Genomic DNA, 18,145 nt, shown 5'->3' on the forward strand with positions numbered 1-18,145 from the left:
AAAATATAGAGACAATATGTTTTTTGAGTGAACTATATACGGTGGCAATATGTCGAAGACATATCAATTGATTGCTTGAGGTTTAGATGGGGTTTATTCGTAAATATAAACTGAGCGTAGTTTTATTTTTGAGCGGTGTGGCATGTTTAATTGCGTACCACGCTCAGGGCTCTTACGTAGATGAAAATGGCTTATTAGTAGAGTCATTTGGGTTTATCCCTTTGTTTTGGCTCTTTTTGGGGTTAGCCTTCGCCTCTTTTGTGGGCTCTTTTGTCAAACACCGTAATCGTAATTAAAGAGCAAACGTGAAGTTTACTCCTTTATCTGAGGATGGGAGTATTGCTGATATTTTGGTAACTCTTTTCTTAGGTTACTAAATGTTGCTCGTGCACTTTGTTTTGATAGTTTGTTGATTAGCCAGATTGGCAAAAGGCCTCCGGGGTCAGCAAACGCTTTGTAGTCAATGAGTGTCGTGCCATTAGTGAGCTTTTGTAATTCCCAAGTTGCATCAACCGAACGAATGCGAACATAGCCCTTTTGTTCAGCAAGATATGAGTCTGGTGCGCTTTTGATTTTTATCGTGAACCCAAGCTCATCGACCCAATATTCAGAGTAGGTGAGCATATCACGATTTTTTGCAGGCCATGGCGCCGTAAATTGGGTATAAACGATGTTTTCGGTGGCTGATATTTGATTTAAAACCCGGCTATGACTGGCATTGTCAATCCAGTTCGGGATATTGTCACTATCTTCCAATAGCGTTAAAAATGCGCCATAGCTGGTGGGTGTGAACATCCGAGCACGAATCTCAACTAAACCGTCGGTATGCTCTCGAGAGTAGATAGTGATTCCGTTATCGTCACTATCAAATTGCCAGTACTCGTTGGCTTTCGCGGTGGTGCCAGCGGATATAAAAGTGGCGACTAGTAGTGCGCCAATTCGTAAATGCAACATCATGTTAGTACCCGCCAACTTATCCTTAGTTAAAGCTTATACGATGTGTTCTTAATTATAAGGACAATAGTAAGTCTTTTCGTTACTGTTCTGAAGGTTGATCTGCTCCAAAACCTCGTTGAATATTGGTGAGCGTTATTGCTGCAAATACCACAATAACGATTGATAGATGCCAGGCTTGGCTTAAACCAAGCTGTACCAATGTTAAGCTGACCAATGAGGATACGATCATTTGTCCACCTCCAGACATGGCTGCTGCAGCACCAGCCTGCTTTTTGTAAGGTTGCATTACCATGGCTTGCGCGCAAGGTAGGGCAATGCCGTTACCTAAGATCATTAATAGTTGCCCCAGCATTAAATACAGCGGTTCTACCGGGCAGAAGAACAACCATATTGCAGCACTGAGATGCAGGAATGGACTACAAAGTAGCATTCTTTTGTTGCCGATAATTGGCCTTACTCGGTTACAAATCGTGGTGCCGCCTAACATACCTAAAGCGGGAATGAGTGCCCACATTGCGTATTGATCGGATGTCATGCCAATTTGGTCTTGCATGATAAATGGCATCACGGACACGGTCGTTATCATCAGGCTGAAGTTTAACCAACTGATGCTGGCAAAACTCATAAAGTAACGTGACGTCACCAAGTCTCGATACTGGAAAAGCATGTTGCGTGGTGACGGAATAACAGATCGTTTTGCAATGGTTTCTGTAAACTTAAAGGCGATGATTACCCAAGCGAGTGAGACATAACCTAGCAGTGAAATGAACACCATGATCCAACCAAAATGGAAGTTGATAAAGCCGCCAATCACAGGCGCAATGAGTGGCGTGATCGAAGCTGCCATAGCGATATAAGACATGGCGACAGGGAGCTCATCGCCACTAAATCTATCTCGAGTCGATGCTCTCGCGAGTACCGCGCAGCACCCAGTTCCTAAGCCTTGTAGAAAACGCCCCATCACCATGCCTGTGAAGGTGTCACTGAGGAAAATGATCATTAATAGACCAGACATCGCGATGAGCAAACCCGTCAATAGTACTTTTTTTCGACCCAAAGCATCCGATACCGAACCGTAAATGAACTGAGAGGGACCAAAACCGAGTAAGTAAATACTCACAAGTAGTTGGGCTTGATCAAGGGAGATAGAAAAGTCTTTTGCGATCCATGGCAAAGAGGGCATAACAAGCCCCATGCTCAATTGGCCAACACTGATAATAAGACAGGCGAGTAAGATAGTGCGAAAGTTGATTGGGCGACTCATGATGGATCACCATCAGAATAACCTCTTTGCTTTCGTGTTCTGAGGCAGCCTTCATCATCCACTTCATTTAACTTAGATTTGACGCGTTTTACGGTAGATAGGCTGACATCACACTGCTCCGAAACACTCTTCAACGTATAGCCTTCTAACAGCAGCGTTGCGATCTGTTGGTGTTTAGTTTTGTCTGCTGGGCGTCCGCGAAATTTCTGTTTCCACAAATCTGGTTGATCTTTAATGGCTTGCCGTCCTTGCTCTGCTGCAAACAGGCGGTGCTCAGTCTGCACTTTTCCATATCCAGATAGCACGGTGAGTAGCGTTTGAGTTTGAACAGAATCCGGTTCAAATGTGAGTGGTTCACAAACGGTTTTCAGTGTGACCCCTTTTGCTAGTAATACTTTTATTGTATTTAACGCCTGACTAAAATCTCGACCAAATGCCGTTAGCCACCAGAGCACAATCGTATCACCTGCTTTGACGATATTGAGTAGCTGTTGGAAAGCTTCTCGTTCTGCCGGAGGCATGCAACCGCGAACCTTATCCTCAAAATGTTGGGCGTCAGGCACGAACGCTTTTAGGACACCGAGGTGCTCTTGATAAGCTCGATTCTTTGGCGAGTAACGTGTGTAAAGATAAGTAGCCATATGGACTATACGCCTTTTTAATTTGGCTCATATACTGTAATGGCTCATAAATATACAGAGGTTCATTAATGCTTACAACACTAAATGGACCCGAAGTCGTTAACGGACTTCGGGTCTTTTACTATTAAAGTCGTGTATATAAACTTTCCGGGTTATTGTTCTATGATTGATCTGATTTCGGGTGGTAATGCAAAATCACCATCGAAGTAGGTGATAGCAAAACCTCGCCTTCAGCATGCCCTGGGTTGAGGTTACGTACGTTTGTGTCGCAGATCGTTACCCATTCTTGCTTTCGCTCATTAGGGAGCTTAAAGCGCGCTGTGGCGTTAGTTTGGTTGATGAGATAGACCAGCTCTTGTCCTTCTTTACCGATACCAAGGTGAAGTGCGACAGAGCTTAAACGGTTCCAATCATCGTGCTCCATTAAGCGACCGTCTGTACGGCGCCAGAAAATACGGTTGTTATTGCGGTTTTCGCCACTGAAAGCTCGGATAAATGGCACCATGTATTGATTTCGGTTGGCGACCATTTGTGACATCCACGTTTTGAAATGTTGCTTACGCTCCGTTTCTCCCCAGTTAAGCCAACTGGTTTCGTTATCTTGGCAATAGGCATTATTGTTACCGCCTTGGGTGTGAGACAGCACGTCAGCAGTGAGGATGTGTGGGATTCCAAAAGCAAACAGCAAGCTGGCAATAAGGTTGCGTTTTTGCTTCTCACGCGTGGCGATGATCATCAGATTTTCTGTCTCGCCTTCGACACCGTAGTTTTCTGAGCGATTGTCACCGTGGCCGTCGCGATTTTCTTCGCCATTAGCTTCATTGTGTTTGTGCTTGTAAGACACTAAATCTTGCAGTGTGAAGCCATCGTGATACGTGATGTAATTCACCGTGAGTTTGTATGGCCAGTTCGCTGCACTATAAATATCACGAGAGCCCATTAATCGAGTGGCAAACTCTTTTAAATAGCCTTGATCACCGCGCCAAAAACTGCGGGAAATATCACGCAGTTTGTCATTACATTCGTTCCAACCAAATGGAAAGTTACCCACTTGGTAGCCATTTGGACCAATATCCCAAGGTTCGGCAATCAATTTAGTTTCACGCAAAATTGGGTCTTGCGCGACGGCTTTAAAGAAAGCTGCTTCAGGGTTGTAATCATCGCCTTGACGCCCTAACGTTGCGGCTAAGTCGAAACGAAAACCATCGACTTTAAATTCGCTAACCCAGTAGCGCAATGTATCCATTACAAGATTTAAAGCGGGTTGATAGGTGAGATCGACCGTGTTGCCACAACCAGTGTAATTTGCGAAGTGGTTGCCATGTTTGATGTAAAAACGGGAATCGAGCGCTTTCAGGTTGAAAATTGTAGGCCCTTCACCACCTTCAGCAGTGTGGTTGTAAACCACGTCGAGAATCACTTCGATGCCGTTTTTATGCAATTCGCGAATTGTTGTTTTTAATTCCGTAACGGCGTCTTGTTCTGCGTAGCGCGGATCGGGCACCATAAAGAGATAAGGGTTGTATCCCCAATAATTGACCTTTTCCATCTCTAGTAGGTGAGGCTCATGCATGCATGCTGCGACAGGTAGCAATTGCAGCGTGTTGATGTTTTGCTGTTTGTAAAAGGCCAGCATTTCAGGTGATGCAAGACCTAAATAGCGCCCCTTCAGCTTGTCCTCAACCTCTGGGTGGCGTTGGGTAAGCCCTTTGACGTGCGTCTCAAACAACACCATCTCTTCTCTGGGTATGCGCGGGTGATCCGTGTTTTGCCAGTCAAAATCATCTTCGATAACGACGCACTTCGGCATATCGAAACTTTTGGCTGGAGAGTAGGGAGGATGATAGTGGAGGGCTTTATCTATTGATTTTGCGTACGGATCAGAAATTAACAGTGGCTCGTCCCTGTGGGAGACAAGGTAACCGTATTTTTGCCCTGGCTTAATATCTGGAATAAAAGTATGACGTATGCCAGCGTATTCATTCGGTAAACCGCGAAGCTCGTAGCTGCCATCGTCTGCAAACAATGCCAGTTGAATGTCTTTTACGCCCGGAGCATGAATAGAGAAGTTACAGCCTTCTTTATTCAATGTTGCGCCCAGGGGGTAGGGGCGAGAGAGAAGTCGTGTCATCGGAGATACTTTATTTAATATTTATTGCTACCTTTAGGAAACTATAAGTTAAAAACTTTGTCTTACTAAGGTCAACCACCCTAAATATAAAAATATTCGTGTAATTTAATTACTTTATGTGACGGCTTAGAGTCAAAAATATGAAATGGCTATCACTTTGTAGCGGCTCAAAACCGAACAAACTTACTAATTCCTCCCTAGATTGGTGATCTGACTCGAAAAAACACCATTCGGTAAATTTTCTACTCCCTTCTCATCCCCCTTAAATTAGTTTAGGGCGGAGGAAGTCATCCTTGTACGCCTCGGGTAATCTCACAACTGTTGAAACAAACGGGGATTCGTTCCCATCTTACCTCTCTTTCTTTAGGTGTGTTTTTACTGCCTATATTCACCTAAAAGAGTGAGCAGGGAAGACAGAATTATAAATACCCTTAATGGAGTTAAGAATGAAAAAAGTAAGTGCAATTGCTGCTGCTGTAGCTGCAACTTTAGCTGCTGGTTCTGCATTCGCAGTGGATTTCCACGGTTACATGCGTGCTGGCGTTGGCGTGAACGCTGACGGTGGTCAACAATTAACATTCGAAAAGAACAAGATCGGTCGTCTAGGTAATGAAAGCGATATCTACGGCGAGATTCAACTAGGTAAAGAAGTTTACAACAACAACGGCAAAACGTTCTACGTAGACTCTATGGTTGCAATGACTTCTAACGGTTCAAACGACTGGGAAAGCACTTCTGCTAACTGTGGTTTGGATAACGGCGAAGTGAAATGTGTAGACGATGCACAATTCGCACTACGTCAGTTCAACGTTCAAGCTAAAGGCCTACTAAACTTTGCTCCTGAAGCAACGCTTTGGGCAGGTAAACGCTACTACCAACGTCACGACATTCATATCTCTGACTTCTACTACTGGAACATCTCTGGCGCGGGCGCGGGTGTTGAAGGTATCGAAGCTGGTCCTGGTAAAGTTTCTTTCGCTTGGGTTCGTAACGACCGCGGCGATATCGCAGACCCAGGCAACGATGGTGGCGCAACAAACGTAAACACTCTAGACGTACGTTACGCAGGTCTTCCTCTATGGGACAACGGCTCTCTAGAAATGGGCTTGAACTACGCAATTCTTAACGAAACTGACGCTGCGCCAAACGGCACTAAAGATGCGAAAAACGGCGTAATGTTCACAGCAGAATTGACTCAAGGTCTAGACGCTGGTTTCAACAAAACAGTGCTTCAGTACGGTACTGAAGGTTACTCTAAAACAATGGCATTCTACGGCGACGGTAGCTGGTACGGCGCAGAAGCTGACAACGGTGCATCTGGTTACCGCCTAATCAACTGGGGTGTAATCGGCATGGGCGACAGCTGGGAAATGGGTCACCAGTTAGTGTACGGTGTTGGTGAAGACATGTGGGCTGGCCAAGACAAGTGGGAAACAATGTCTGTTGTTGTTCGTCCAATGTACAAATGGGATGACAACCACAAAACTATTTTCGAAGCTGGTTACGCTATCGACGATAACGACGGCGAAGAAAACAAATACGGTAAGCTAACTGTTGCTCAAGCATGGTCTGCTGGCTCTAGCTTCTGGGCTCGTCCTGAAATCCGTGTTTACGCTTCTTACCTAACGGCTGACAAAGAAGACAACTCAAACACATTTGACAACGGTCGTTCAGACGATACGTTCCAATTCGGTGTACAAGCTGAAGCTTGGTGGTAATCATCTAACCACTAAGTCCTAAATTGTCCTAGAATGATACAGCCAGAACTTATCTGGCTGTATTTATTTAAAAAACAATAAAGAGTCGAGGTAGACAGTAATGAAAAAATGGCTTGCTCCCGTACTGCTGGGCATGTTGGCTACTGGTTGTGCGTCTGTAGAACAAGTAGAGATGAGTCCAAAAGGTCAGCAACAAGTGATCACGCAATCGGGTGATATTCAATGGGTACCGCTTAACGTGCCTGTGGTTACTGAGTTCGCTTTGACTGATAAAAGCCAAATGTTGTTGGATGGTAACAGTGCTGGCGCTATTGCAGCGTTTGCTCTTCCAGGTAACCGTGGCAGTCTCGATATCAAATTAGAGACATTCGTAAGTAAAGAACTTCAATTTTATGCTCCTAATGTTGCAGTGATGAACTCGGCAGGAGAAACCATTTACCAAGCAGATTTTTCAAAGTTTAAGTACGAACCAGCAAAGCTGTTGGACAACGATAAATTCGTACTTGATCTCAATGTGATTCCAGACATGACAGGTAACGATCTGCATGTGTTGGTTTACACTACTTCCGCCGATCTAAAAGGAAGTTCACAAGTTTTACACCCTGCAAAAGCCTTCGCCATGGCGCGTCACACTCAGCCGCCAGATATTGCAGACCCTTTAGCGAAACACAGCCCACTGGGTCAGTTCCGTTTGTCGGTATCCGCAAATGATATTGTGAATACTAAGATTGTTGCGAAAAACGACAACATTCCCCAAGGTACGGACCTTACTAGCTACTACTACAGCTCCATTGAAGCGGCAGTCGCAGCGAATGATATTCCGAAAGCGCTCACTTTGCTTGATGAAGCAAAAGAGCTAGGTATTGAAGGCGCACAACAAGTGTTTGTGAAAGCCGTAAATAGAAAATAATTAGATAAAAAAGGTCAGCGAAATGCTGACCTTTTTCATAGAAAATAAACCAATAAAAATACCCCTACATAGAGTTACCTTATTCACATAATTATTTTTATTACTTTGTTTTTTATATAGGTTGGATCAATAATTAATGGCAGTTCCTAATTTATTTTTTGTACTTAGGAAATAAACAAACTTCTCGAAGTGATTTAAATTCGCAATCTGACGATATTTATTTGGCGTTTGATATTTCCATTTTAATAACGATTAATATTTCTTTTAACCGTTGAGTTTATTTTGCTTTGGATATACTAAAAAGGAATTACGTGAAATGAACATGATGAAGACCTCTCTTGCTGCTGCCCTACTTGTTGCCTTAGTAGGTTGTCAATCGACGGCAGAACCTGAAGCGGCCACAGAGCCAGTTGTTAATATGTCTCAAGACGAAGTGGTTGCTTTCATGAAAGCGTGTGACAACCCAGACAGCATGGCGAAAGGACCTATTTCTAAACCACTATTTGTGGTGGGTACGTTTGCGGATTCCGGTTGGAAACACGTGCCTCAGCGTCAATACACCTACAAAGGGAATAATTTCTACCAAGCCGTGGTTCAAGAAAAAGTAGGCTCCTACAAAATGCAGTATGCGACCGAATTATGGTTCCCACAATTTACCGCAAAAGGCAATCGAATGAACGTTGGTGAATTAACACCATTAACATTTGGTGGTTACGGTACGGATACTTCGGTTGATATTAAAGAAGATGGTAAATATGTATGGAGTCTTCAGTTTGAAGGAAAAGGCAAACCTGTTCATGTCATGGTAAATAAGTGTCAATAATATTCCATTCAATTATTTAAAATCTATTTTTACTTATTAACCCCTGCATGAAACACATGTCGGGGTTAATTTTATTACTCAAATTTCCGTAGTTTATTTGAGTAAGTTAGGGAGAATAAAATGCGTAATATCCTACGTAGCCATCGCCTGTCTCGCTCGTTGCTTGCGTTAAGTGTGATTGGTGCTTTATCTGCGTGTAATTCTTCTGGTGGTGGCGACACTAATAGCAGCACTCCGCTACCGGATACCAGTTATGCTTGCCAAGCCAATGTCATGGCGCAAAGTAACCAACTTCGTACTTATCAAATCATGGTAGAGGGTTTTGTGGATGGTGATGCGAGCATTGGTCACGGTACAGGTTATGGCACCAGCCATCATAACGGCGATTTGCAAGGAGTGATTGATTCACTCGATTACATCCAAGACTTAGGGATGAATGCGATTTGGTTGACGCCAGTTTTTGAGTCAGAAGCGTTAGCAGGACAAGATCATTGGGCGGATCGTTTGGACGCCACCGGCTATTTTGCGACAGATTACTTTAAAATCGACCCCAAATTTGGTGACTTAGCGACCGCGAAAACTTTAGTCGAAGAAGCACACAAACGCGGTCTGTACGTATTTTTTGATGGCGTATTTGGCCACCATAAGAATGGTTTGATCAAACCCTCGCCTTCCGGCTTGTTGCCTTCAGGCTCAAGCAATTCCGTTGATTACCCGGCCAGTCTCGATTTCTACAAAGAAGTGGCAACGTATTGGATCAAAGAACTGAAGATTGACGGCTGGCGTTTAGATCAAGCCTATCAAGTTCCGACAGACGCTTGGACACAAATTCGTAAAGCCGTCGATGAAGCCTCACAAAGTGTGACGTACACCAATAGCAAAGGCGAACAAGTGAATCCGTTGGGTTACATGGTGGCAGAGATTTGGAAAGGGGAGTCTGAAATCGCGAATGAGGCGTATGGATCGAACAGCGATCCAGCATTGTGCTCTGCGTTTGACTTCCCTATGCGATATCGCCTCGTTGAAACTTTGGCCGTGAATGAGAGCGGCGTGGGTAGTCGCGGTGCGGATTGGTTAGACAACGGCTACAGCACACACAACCAATATCCAACACATGCGCAGCCGAATTTGATGATCGGCAACCATGATTTAGTGCGCTTTGGTGACTTGTTACAGCGCGGAAATTTAGCGGATGTGAATGATGCAGAATATTGGTTACGCCATAAAGCCGCGTTTGCTTTCCAAGCGGCGTACACCGGGCCAATCACGTTGTACTACGGTGATGAAATCGGGGATCAAGTGGATGGTTTTGCCGTAAAAGAAGACAACAGCACCTGCGCCATTCAAGGTTTGTGCGATGATCACGTTGCGCGCAGCAGTGCGAAAATTGAAGGCGTGACGGCGACGCTTGATGCAAACCAAGCCGATCTCAAATCTTATGTGACATCGCTGATGACAATGCGCGATGCGCATCCTGCACTTTATCAGGGGGCACGCACGAATTTAGTTGCGAGTAACGGCAGTTATGTGGACTTGAAACAATCTGGTTCGGACAAAGTCTTGTTTGCGCTAAATACCTTAGAGAGCGCTAGAAGCGTCACTCTTACTCAGGAGAGTGTTGGTACTGGTGAGTTGGTGGATTTGCTCACGAATGAAAAAATTACTCCGAGCAATGGTCAATATCAGATTCTGATGTCGCCACTACAAGGACGATTCTTTGCGGTAAAACCTTAAGGAATTATCCAGAATTGATGCTCACCAGTTGAGCTGACCACAAGCTTTCTTATAAACAAGCCAAGTGTTGTTGCTGACCCCCATAGGCGCACACTTGGCTTTTTTCTGTCTGTTTTACTTTTCCCTTAATGGTTTTACGACGATGTAGCCAACAAGTTGCTTCGCTTTTTGTATTGGCGTTTGTTTTCAGCAGATGGATATTTGTGAGATAAGCTGCACATTAAAAAGTAAATTAACACTTGTGCAACGTAAAAATGTGACTGAAGGATTATTTATGCCCCACTAATATGTTTATCGTGTCTGGGATTTATATAACTAATGGAAAAGTATAATGAAATCCATAACGAACTCCCTCTGTCTCCTTGCTGCTGTTAGCTCTCCGTTTGCATATAGCCAAATTATCAACGGTGACTTTGAACAGTGGAATGGCAATGTACCTACGCAGTGGTCAGAGATTGACGCGGGCATTACAGTGTCGCCAAGCAGCGAGCAAATCAAATCGGGTGGTCTGGCTGCCCAGGTCGTCGTGAATACAGGTACCCAAAGCAACACCGACTTTTTGCAAACCATTAATGTGGAGCAAGGGAAAACCTATCCGTTTTCTGTCTCGGTTTATCATACCGAAGGAAATGTAAAAGCACGTCTGGTGGTTGATGGTTATCACAATTACTCGAACCCACAACAGATAAACCAGTGGCAAGAGCTGGCGCATAACTACACAGCGAGCTCGAACAAGACCATCAACGTCGGTTTGCGTTTTTACGATGAAGCCAGTTTTGATGGCTCAGAAGTTGTCTTCGTCGATAATTTTCAACCGACTGAGACGAGTACACAACCTCCTGTAGAAAGTTGTAGTGATCACCAAGTGGTCTTGACTCTCACAACAGATGACTATGGTTCAGAAACTAGCTGGACGTTAAAAAACAACCAAGCCGAAGTGCTGTTTTCTGGTCAGGGGTACGAGTCAGCAACCACCATTGAAAAGAGCATGTGCTTAGCTGACGGTAACTACCAATTCACGATTCAAGACGAGTATGGTGACGGCATTTGTTGTGGCAGTGGCGCGGGGTCGTACACGCTGACTGAGGGAGATAAGACTCTTGCTTCTGGCGCTGAATTCTCGAAAAGTGAAACCACCGATTTTAACTTAGGTGACACAACGACGACCCCACCAGTGGTTGATGGTTACTATCAAGCGGCATCTGGTAAGACGGGCTACGCTCTAAAAACAGCGTTGTTTAACATTATCAATAATCACTCCAGCCGAGGCTATTCTGCGGTCTGGACCTTGGTAAAAGATGCCGATATTGATCGTTATTACGAAAATGATGGCTCTATTCTCGATATGTATTCTGAAAAGCCATCTGGTAGCGATACAGTAAGCTTTACCAAAGTCACAGACCAATGTGGCCAATACAAAACGGAAGGGGATTGCTACAACCGTGAGCACTCTTTTCCGAAAAGCTGGTTTGGCGGTAAGGTTGAGCCGATGAACTCAGACGGTCATCACTTGTTTGCGACTGATGGTTATGTAAACGCGAAGCGCAGTAATTGGCCATTTGGTGAAGTGGGCACCGCGACCTACGTGTCTAGTAATGGCTCTAAACTTGGCCAAGCAAGCACAAGTCTGGGCTACTCCGGTACGGTGTTTGAGCCGATTGATGAGTTTAAGGGCGACTTCGCCCGTGCTTATTTCTACATGGCGACCCGTTATGAAAATGTTGTAGGTAATTGGGAAGGTAACTCAAGCAATGCGGATGCTGTCCTTGATGGTTCAAGTTCAACGGTTTTTGAACCTTGGGTGTTAAACATGCTGAAACGTTGGCACAAAAATGATCCTGTTAGTGAAAAAGAACGAAATCGCAATCAACAAGTGTTTGATTTTCAAGGCAACCGCAACCCATTCATTGATCACCCTGAGTTTGTTGAACAGATTTGGGGAAACTAACACCTTCTTGATTTTGGTATCCGCCATTTATTGACGCCAATAAAACAAAGGGGAAGCGTGATGCTTCCCCTTTTTCATTATGGATGTTTTTAAATGAAACTAGTTTTTCGTTACCGTCACGATTGGCGCTGACTTGTCAGCTGCATTGAAGTGGAAGTTGTAATTTCCTGCTTCTGCAATCGCAATTTTTAGGTTTGCGCTACCGCCACCGACTTCCATCGTTAGCGCTTTACCAAGCTCAACACTGCCTTCGCCACCGAAGTTGGTGTCTGCTGCCCAGTCTGCGCTCGCAACTTTCATTTCGTAGTTGCCCGCCGCTAGGTCAATGTCTAGCGAATAAACGTCATTTGCAACATAGCTGAACTTCGCTGTTGAGTCTTGTGCTGGAGCATCCCATGTAGTGATAGTGCCACGTAAGTAAAGTGCTGTTTCACCGAATGTTGGTGCATCTGCTGATTTGGTCACTGACACGACCGGTTTTTCTACGCTTTCATCTTGAACATGCAGCGCGTTCAGAGTGAAGTTGTACTTACCTGTTTCAGCAACAGACAGCTTACAGTTACCTTCTGAACCTAAGTCTAGTGAACCAGAAGCTATATTCGCAATATCACAACCGATGTTTGGATTTGCCCAACCAGAGTCCGCGAATTTGAACTCGTGTTCACCAGCTTCAAGAACGCCAGTTACAGAGTACATACCGTTGCCAATAAAGGTCATCGCCCAATCACTGCTATCAGACCACTCGTTCATCGTGCCTTTCACGTAAACAACGGTTTCGCCGTAAGGAGGAATGCTCGATACGTCTTTGTTATCCGTGTTTACTGGTAGGCCAGCACCTTGTGCGCCGTTTTGTGGCTGCACGAATACCGCTGTTGTCAGTGCTGGTACTGTGAACGTTTCATTGGTGAAGCTTGCACCTTTCACGATGTCATCCGCAGAGTTTTGTTGAACTTCATGTAACTCGAAACCAGTTGCGCCAGCAACTTTGAAAGACTTCTCAGTTGATGTTGAGTTCACAACGGCCACGACAGCATCGTAGTTCGAATCTAAATCGGCACCTGCTGATGTACCATCGTCGATAGACATCACAATCAAGCCTTCCACTTGGTCTTTCCCTACGTTGCGGAAGTCCACACGGTTCATCACTTCTTGCGCGGTATCTAGGCGGAACAGTTCGCTTGTGCTACGGATTTTTAGTAGCTCTAGGAATTGTTGCTTAGTCAGCTCGATGTCGGTTGAGTCTGGTTTCGCCGTGCTGTCACCAACGATGGTTTTGATCAACTCCCAGTTTGCACCGTCTTTGTCTTCACGTGGTAGACCAACGTTCCAGTTATTGTCGCTTCCGTCGAAGAATACACGGTTGAACCAGTCACCAGAATCGTACGAGTCGCGCTGCATGGATTTAGAGCGCAATAGCTCAGAACCCATGTGGATGAATGGAATGCCTTGACCAAGCATCACCGTTGATAGGGACACAGACTGCATACGTGCACGCTCGGCAGATGAAGTGCCTGTCGCAATCTTGTAGGCGTTGTTATCCCACAATGTTTGGTTGTCGTGCTTAGACACGTAAGAGATGTTCTCTGATGGCACTTTTGTGTAGCCTGCAGGCGCACCATTGTAATCAACGTTTTTACCCAGCTTGGTTTCGCCTTTGTAATCAAGAAGGATGTAGTCAGCCAAGTTACCAGCCATACCTAGACGAACCAGATCTTGGTTGTGTAAACGACCATTCACCGATTCTGCGTCAGTTTTGGTTTCTTCGTTAGGGTAAGCAGCATTACCAAAGCCTTGGTTAAAGCGAAGTGGGTGCTTACCTTCTGAATCTACACCGCCATCAAACGGGCTTCCGCCACGAACTGCGTCACGCAGACGATCAGAGAAAGTACCGATTTCTGTCCCTGCCATGTTGACTTGTGTCGCCTGATCGAAGCGAGCGTTTTGCGCGACTTCACCAAAGTCCCAACCTTCGCCGTAGAACAGAGTATTCGGATCAATTTCACGGACTTTTTCAAGTGCGTAAACCATCACATCTTTCGGCTGGTGGCCCATAAGGTCAAAACGGAAACCATCGACTTTATAGTCATCCGCCCATACCATCAATGAGTCAACCATTAGTTTACCCATCATCAAGTTCTCGGTTGCGGTGTTATCACAACAGGTTGAGTTTTCGACTCCGCCAGTGTTGACGTTTAGGCGGTGGTAGTACCCAGGGACAATCTTATCCAGTACTGATTTTTCGTTCACACCAGATGCATTTGTGTGGTTGTACACGACGTCCATGACCAGTTTCAGATCCATTTTATGCGTCGCTTGAACCATTTCGCGGAACTCAAGAATACGCTTAGACCCGTTAGGATCGGTCGCATAACTGCCTTCTGGCACGGTGTAGTGGTAAGGGTCGTAACCCCAGTTGAAGCTGTCTAGCATGCGAAGATCGTTCATCAACGCTTGTGCTTTGCCCGTTGTTGGGTCGTAGCTATTTAATACCTCTTCAATCACTTTGCCGTCATCTTCGGTCTCACAAATGGAGGCTTCTGGCTTGATGCCACAAAGCTTACCCACGGTGTCGGTGATATCGACTCGCTGGTCAGCGTCTTCATCCACGGTTGCAATATCAAACGCAGGCAGGATATGTAGCGTTGTTAGGCCAGCATCTTTCAGGGCTTGTAAGTGAGATACAGACTCACGCTCAGGTTCTGTAAGCGCCAGATATTTGCCATCAAGACTTGGTGTGCCTTTGCTGTCGTTAAAGCTGAAATCGCGAATGTGTGACTCGTAAAGGACGTGGTCTTCGTCTTTTTTAACCGTTGGGCGTGCGTAGTTTTTCCAATCTTGAGGCATTAAGCTTGGATCATCTAAATCAACCACTTGCGAGTATCGTGAGTTCTTAGACAAGCTCATTGAATATGGGTCTGTTACCAAACGCGTTTCAACGACGCCAGTTGTTGGGTGGTATACCTTAACTTGGTAGCGATAGTATTTGTTGACAACGTTGCTTTGTGCCTCAGAAACCCAGATACCTGTTGCTGGGTCTTCCGTCATGGCAACGGTCGCTTCTTCTGCTAAGTTTTCATCGTAGATTATCAGAGCAACATCTTGGGCAGTTGGTGCCCATAGTTTGAAGGTTGCAGCACCGCCTTCCACAATCGCACCGAGTTCTTGACCGATCGCGTTACCTGCCTTGGAATCGGCAAACACCGCATCCAAAACGCCCGGTTTTTGCACTTCAGTTGCAGAAATGACGTCACCATTTGCGTTGTAAGCCACCATAACGATTTGTGACTTCAGGATCGTACGCAAGGTCGCGTCATCGACATCGATACCCGCAGCTTGAAGGCTAGCAAGGTGACGGAAGCGTGATTTCAGACCATCAGACAACTCACCAGCCTTTGTCAGCTCAACCGCTGTACCGCCAGAGATTTGCTTATCTTCATCCATTTTAATGTCGTTGCTGAGGCTGTAGAACAGCTTCATGGAATCCGCATTGGCCGCCGCTTCCCACGCGATGGTGTTGGCATCTAGCCAATGCGCTTTTTGACCATCAATATCAACAGGGCGTTCTTCGATTGGCTCGTAGTAAAGCTCACTGCTGCCGTGGAAGCCAAACAACCCTTTAGATTCGCCGATTTTCGTCAGCTCCACTTTTGAGTTTGCACTGCCGAATGCTTTCTCATCACCTTTGTGCAGAATGAAGTTCATGCATTCGTGTGGGTCAGAGGCGTCAGGGTTTATTTTCAGTACGTAGTAAGCACCGTAGGTGTCGTTGATGCCATCGAATGGGTGTGGCGCAGACCAATCCGTTCCTGTTCCCGGAATGCCCATTGCGTCTAAATCTGTGCTGGTACAGCCCTCACCGTTCCATAGGTGCAAGCCCCAACCTTCGTAGTCGCTTGCTGTTGAAGCTGATGCTACGTCACGTTTGTAATAAATGACGACTTCGTTCTCTCCCGCAGGGTACAAGCCTGAGCCAGGGTTCGTCGTATCTTCGTTCGTGCTATCACTACCACAACCGCTGATTACCGCGACGGAAATCAAAGGCAGTACGGTTTTGGCAATTGTTGATAATTTAAATGTCTTATTGTCCACGTTTACAAATCCATTGTTATTGAATTGATATTGAGCTGCGCGCTGCCTTCGCTGACTCAATCATCAAGAAGGTTTTGCACACGCTAGAAAGGCAGATGCCAAAAAAGGAAATGTTCAATTAGATGCTAATACACTGAATCATCAGCAAAATGTGAGAGCAGGCTGTTAAGTTTTTTACAGGTGCAAATTTTCTGTCACAGTCGATTTTGTTCACAAATTAAATAATAAAACAGGCGCATAGTGAGAGATTCTGCACATCATTAAAATGTAAATTTTTATGGGATGAGTAAGGGGGGATGATAGGGGATGAGAATGTCTCAGCCCCAAAACCGTGATTAAGTTCTATAAAAATGAGGGCTATATTTTTCTTTTAAAAATAAGTTGCAGTGATGTTGAATAAAATACCGCCATTAAGTCTTCGCAAGCTTCAGATTTTCGCTAAGTGGTCGTTATATAATGAAGGTAGTCGGCGTTATGTCGGCGCGTAATCATAAGATTTCCCTGAAAGGGAGTTGAATTGGGCCCTGAAACCAAAAGAGGCTATTTATGAGTAGTATGGGCATTGCCATTGCGGCAACTGGCCTTTCACTCGTCCTGATATTTGTGTGGATGATCTCGTTGTCGATGCGGAAACAGAGACTCGAGGCAGAGAGGAAAGCTCGCGAAGCCGCTTATCGAAAGGCGATGCATAAAGCGCGAGAGCAAGAGCGTAAAGAGCGTGAGTTCAAAGCAGAAACCGGACATATCCCCACCATTTTATTTCTAGCGAAAGAAGCTGAGAAGGACAACATTCGTCAAGCGCTGTATTGGTATGATAAAGCCGCTAAGTTGGACAATGTGACGGGAATGTACGGTATTGTTCGCTTGAGTGAGCGCATGCGTGAAGATGTGATTTTAAAAGAGCAGGCAAACTTTTGGCGTACCGCCATTGCCGGAATGGAAGGGGATACCGAAGCGAAATTTGCGACAGGCAAAGCGTTGGTTTTTGGTCGCGGAACGGAAAAAAATATTCCCAAAGGTAACCAACTGATTGAAACAGCAGCCGAAGAAGGCTGCATTGATGCCATGCTTTACATGGGTGAATGGCAACTTTCACCAGACAATAGTGCAGGACGCAGTGCAGATGCGCTTTATTGGTTTATGAAAGCGGCTGAAAAAGACAGTGCGGACGGAAAGATCCAAGTTGGCTTATGTTACCTAAATGGTGTTGGTACAGAAAAAAGCATGGTCAAAGGCTGCTATTGGCTTGAAAGAGCCGCAGAAGGTGGTAGCGCCGTGGCGATGTATCATGCTGGCGAAGCGTGGAAGGACAAAGGTAAAACAGGCAATGCGATTGCTTATGTTTGGTTGTTTCTTGCTGCCAATATGGGGTATCAGCCAGCGCGTACGTTGCGTGACGAAGTGGCAACCAATATTGGTGTTGATGTCGTCGTTGGATTGCAATCCATAGCGAAACCGTTGCAAAGAAAGCTTGCGTCAGGGATGGTGAGAAAGCATTCCATTATTCGGGCGCTGAACAAGGTGTACAAACGCGAAGCGTATTTTCCTGCAGAGGAGGAACTTAACGCGGTGTTGAGTGACGAAAATAAAGACGATGCTAACGCATGGTATGAAGCATCGGCGCCGAACTTCCAGCCTGACATGACGACCGCAACGACGGAGGGACAGACAACCACATCGTCCACCGAAAAAAAGCTCTCTAAAGAGGCGCTCGATTTCACGCAGAATTTCCTTCAACCATAATTTATCTTATCCATAAGCCTCATAATTGAGGCTTTTCTTTTGCCTTTCTGTCTCAGTATCTCTGTCGATCACAATTACAGACTGTAAACTTATCTAAGCGATTTATTTACTGGATTGCATACTATTTATTCGATTTTTCAACACATCTTTAGTACTTCGCTAAGGCGGGATATGTTTATCTTCAAAT

At 45.2% G+C, this 18,145-nt stretch carries 12 protein-coding genes; 7 read left to right on the plus strand and 5 right to left on the minus strand.

All coding sequences use genetic code 11. The features are described from left to right. Positions 1–86: 86 nt before the first annotated feature. The gene (locus ACHFJ9_RS05545; protein ID WP_226421268.1) at positions 87–296 is read left to right on the plus strand and encodes a DUF3955 domain-containing protein; all 210 of its coding nucleotides are present in this window, start codon (positions 87–89) and stop codon (positions 294–296) included. A 16-nt stretch (positions 297–312) separates the two neighbouring features. Here the strand turns inward: ACHFJ9_RS05545 and ACHFJ9_RS05550 are convergent, their stop codons facing one another. The 4 genes from ACHFJ9_RS05550 to glgX form a co-directional block, all read right to left on the minus strand. Then, entirely contained in the window at positions 313–957 is a 645-nt protein-coding gene (locus ACHFJ9_RS05550; RefSeq protein ID WP_395354143.1) for an START domain-containing protein, read from the minus strand. Positions 958–1,036: 79 nt separating this feature from the next. Beyond that, entirely contained in the window at positions 1,037–2,221 is a 1,185-nt protein-coding gene (locus tag ACHFJ9_RS05555; protein ID WP_258622663.1) for a multidrug effflux MFS transporter, read from the minus strand. Further along, positions 2,218–2,862 carry a recombinase family protein gene (locus ACHFJ9_RS05560; RefSeq protein WP_109169267.1) on the minus strand — a complete coding sequence of 215 codons (645 nt, stop codon included), beginning with the start codon at positions 2,860–2,862 and terminating at the stop codon, positions 2,218–2,220. Before ACHFJ9_RS05560 ends, ACHFJ9_RS05555 begins: the two co-directional genes overlap by 4 nt. A gap of 160 nt (positions 2,863–3,022) precedes the next feature. Continuing rightward, entirely contained in the window at positions 3,023–4,993 is a 1,971-nt protein-coding gene (gene glgX, locus ACHFJ9_RS05565) for a glycogen debranching protein GlgX (RefSeq protein ID WP_395354146.1), read from the minus strand. A 446-nt stretch (positions 4,994–5,439) separates the two neighbouring features. On the opposite strand from glgX, the gene ACHFJ9_RS05570 reads away from it, so the two are divergent. From ACHFJ9_RS05570 to ACHFJ9_RS05590, 5 genes are all read left to right on the plus strand, one after another. Beyond that, positions 5,440–6,711, plus strand: a complete 1,272-nt coding sequence (locus ACHFJ9_RS05570) for a maltoporin (protein WP_005374784.1) — start codon at positions 5,440–5,442, stop codon at positions 6,709–6,711. Between the two features lie 100 nt (positions 6,712–6,811). Beyond that, complete coding sequence (locus ACHFJ9_RS05575; RefSeq protein ID WP_395354148.1) at positions 6,812–7,621, plus strand: MalM family protein; 810 nt, start codon at positions 6,812–6,814, stop codon at positions 7,619–7,621. 316 nt (positions 7,622–7,937) lie between these two features. Continuing rightward, positions 7,938–8,444 carry a glycosidase gene (locus tag ACHFJ9_RS05580; protein WP_395354150.1) on the plus strand — a complete coding sequence of 169 codons (507 nt, stop codon included), beginning with the start codon at positions 7,938–7,940 and terminating at the stop codon, positions 8,442–8,444. Positions 8,445–8,564: 120 nt separating this feature from the next. Then, a complete protein-coding gene (locus tag ACHFJ9_RS05585; protein WP_395354152.1) occupies positions 8,565–10,178 on the plus strand; it encodes an alpha-amylase family glycosyl hydrolase in 1,614 nt (537 codons plus the stop codon). A 331-nt stretch (positions 10,179–10,509) separates the two neighbouring features. Next, entirely contained in the window at positions 10,510–12,126 is a 1,617-nt protein-coding gene (locus ACHFJ9_RS05590) for an endonuclease (RefSeq protein WP_394630795.1), read from the plus strand. A gap of 99 nt (positions 12,127–12,225) precedes the next feature. Here the strand turns inward: ACHFJ9_RS05590 and pulA are convergent, their stop codons facing one another. Continuing rightward, positions 12,226–16,215, minus strand: a complete 3,990-nt coding sequence (gene pulA, locus ACHFJ9_RS05595; protein WP_395354155.1) for a pullulanase-type alpha-1,6-glucosidase — start codon at positions 16,213–16,215, stop codon at positions 12,226–12,228. A gap of 546 nt (positions 16,216–16,761) precedes the next feature. On the opposite strand from pulA, the gene ACHFJ9_RS05600 reads away from it, so the two are divergent. Further along, the gene (locus ACHFJ9_RS05600) at positions 16,762–17,958 is read left to right on the plus strand and encodes a tetratricopeptide repeat protein (protein WP_395354157.1); all 1,197 of its coding nucleotides are present in this window, start codon (positions 16,762–16,764) and stop codon (positions 17,956–17,958) included. Positions 17,959–18,145 lie beyond the last annotated feature (187 nt).

The organism is Vibrio sp. D3 (assembly GCF_043995865.1).
Taxonomy (GTDB): domain Bacteria; phylum Pseudomonadota; class Gammaproteobacteria; order Enterobacterales; family Vibrionaceae; genus Vibrio; species Vibrio diabolicus.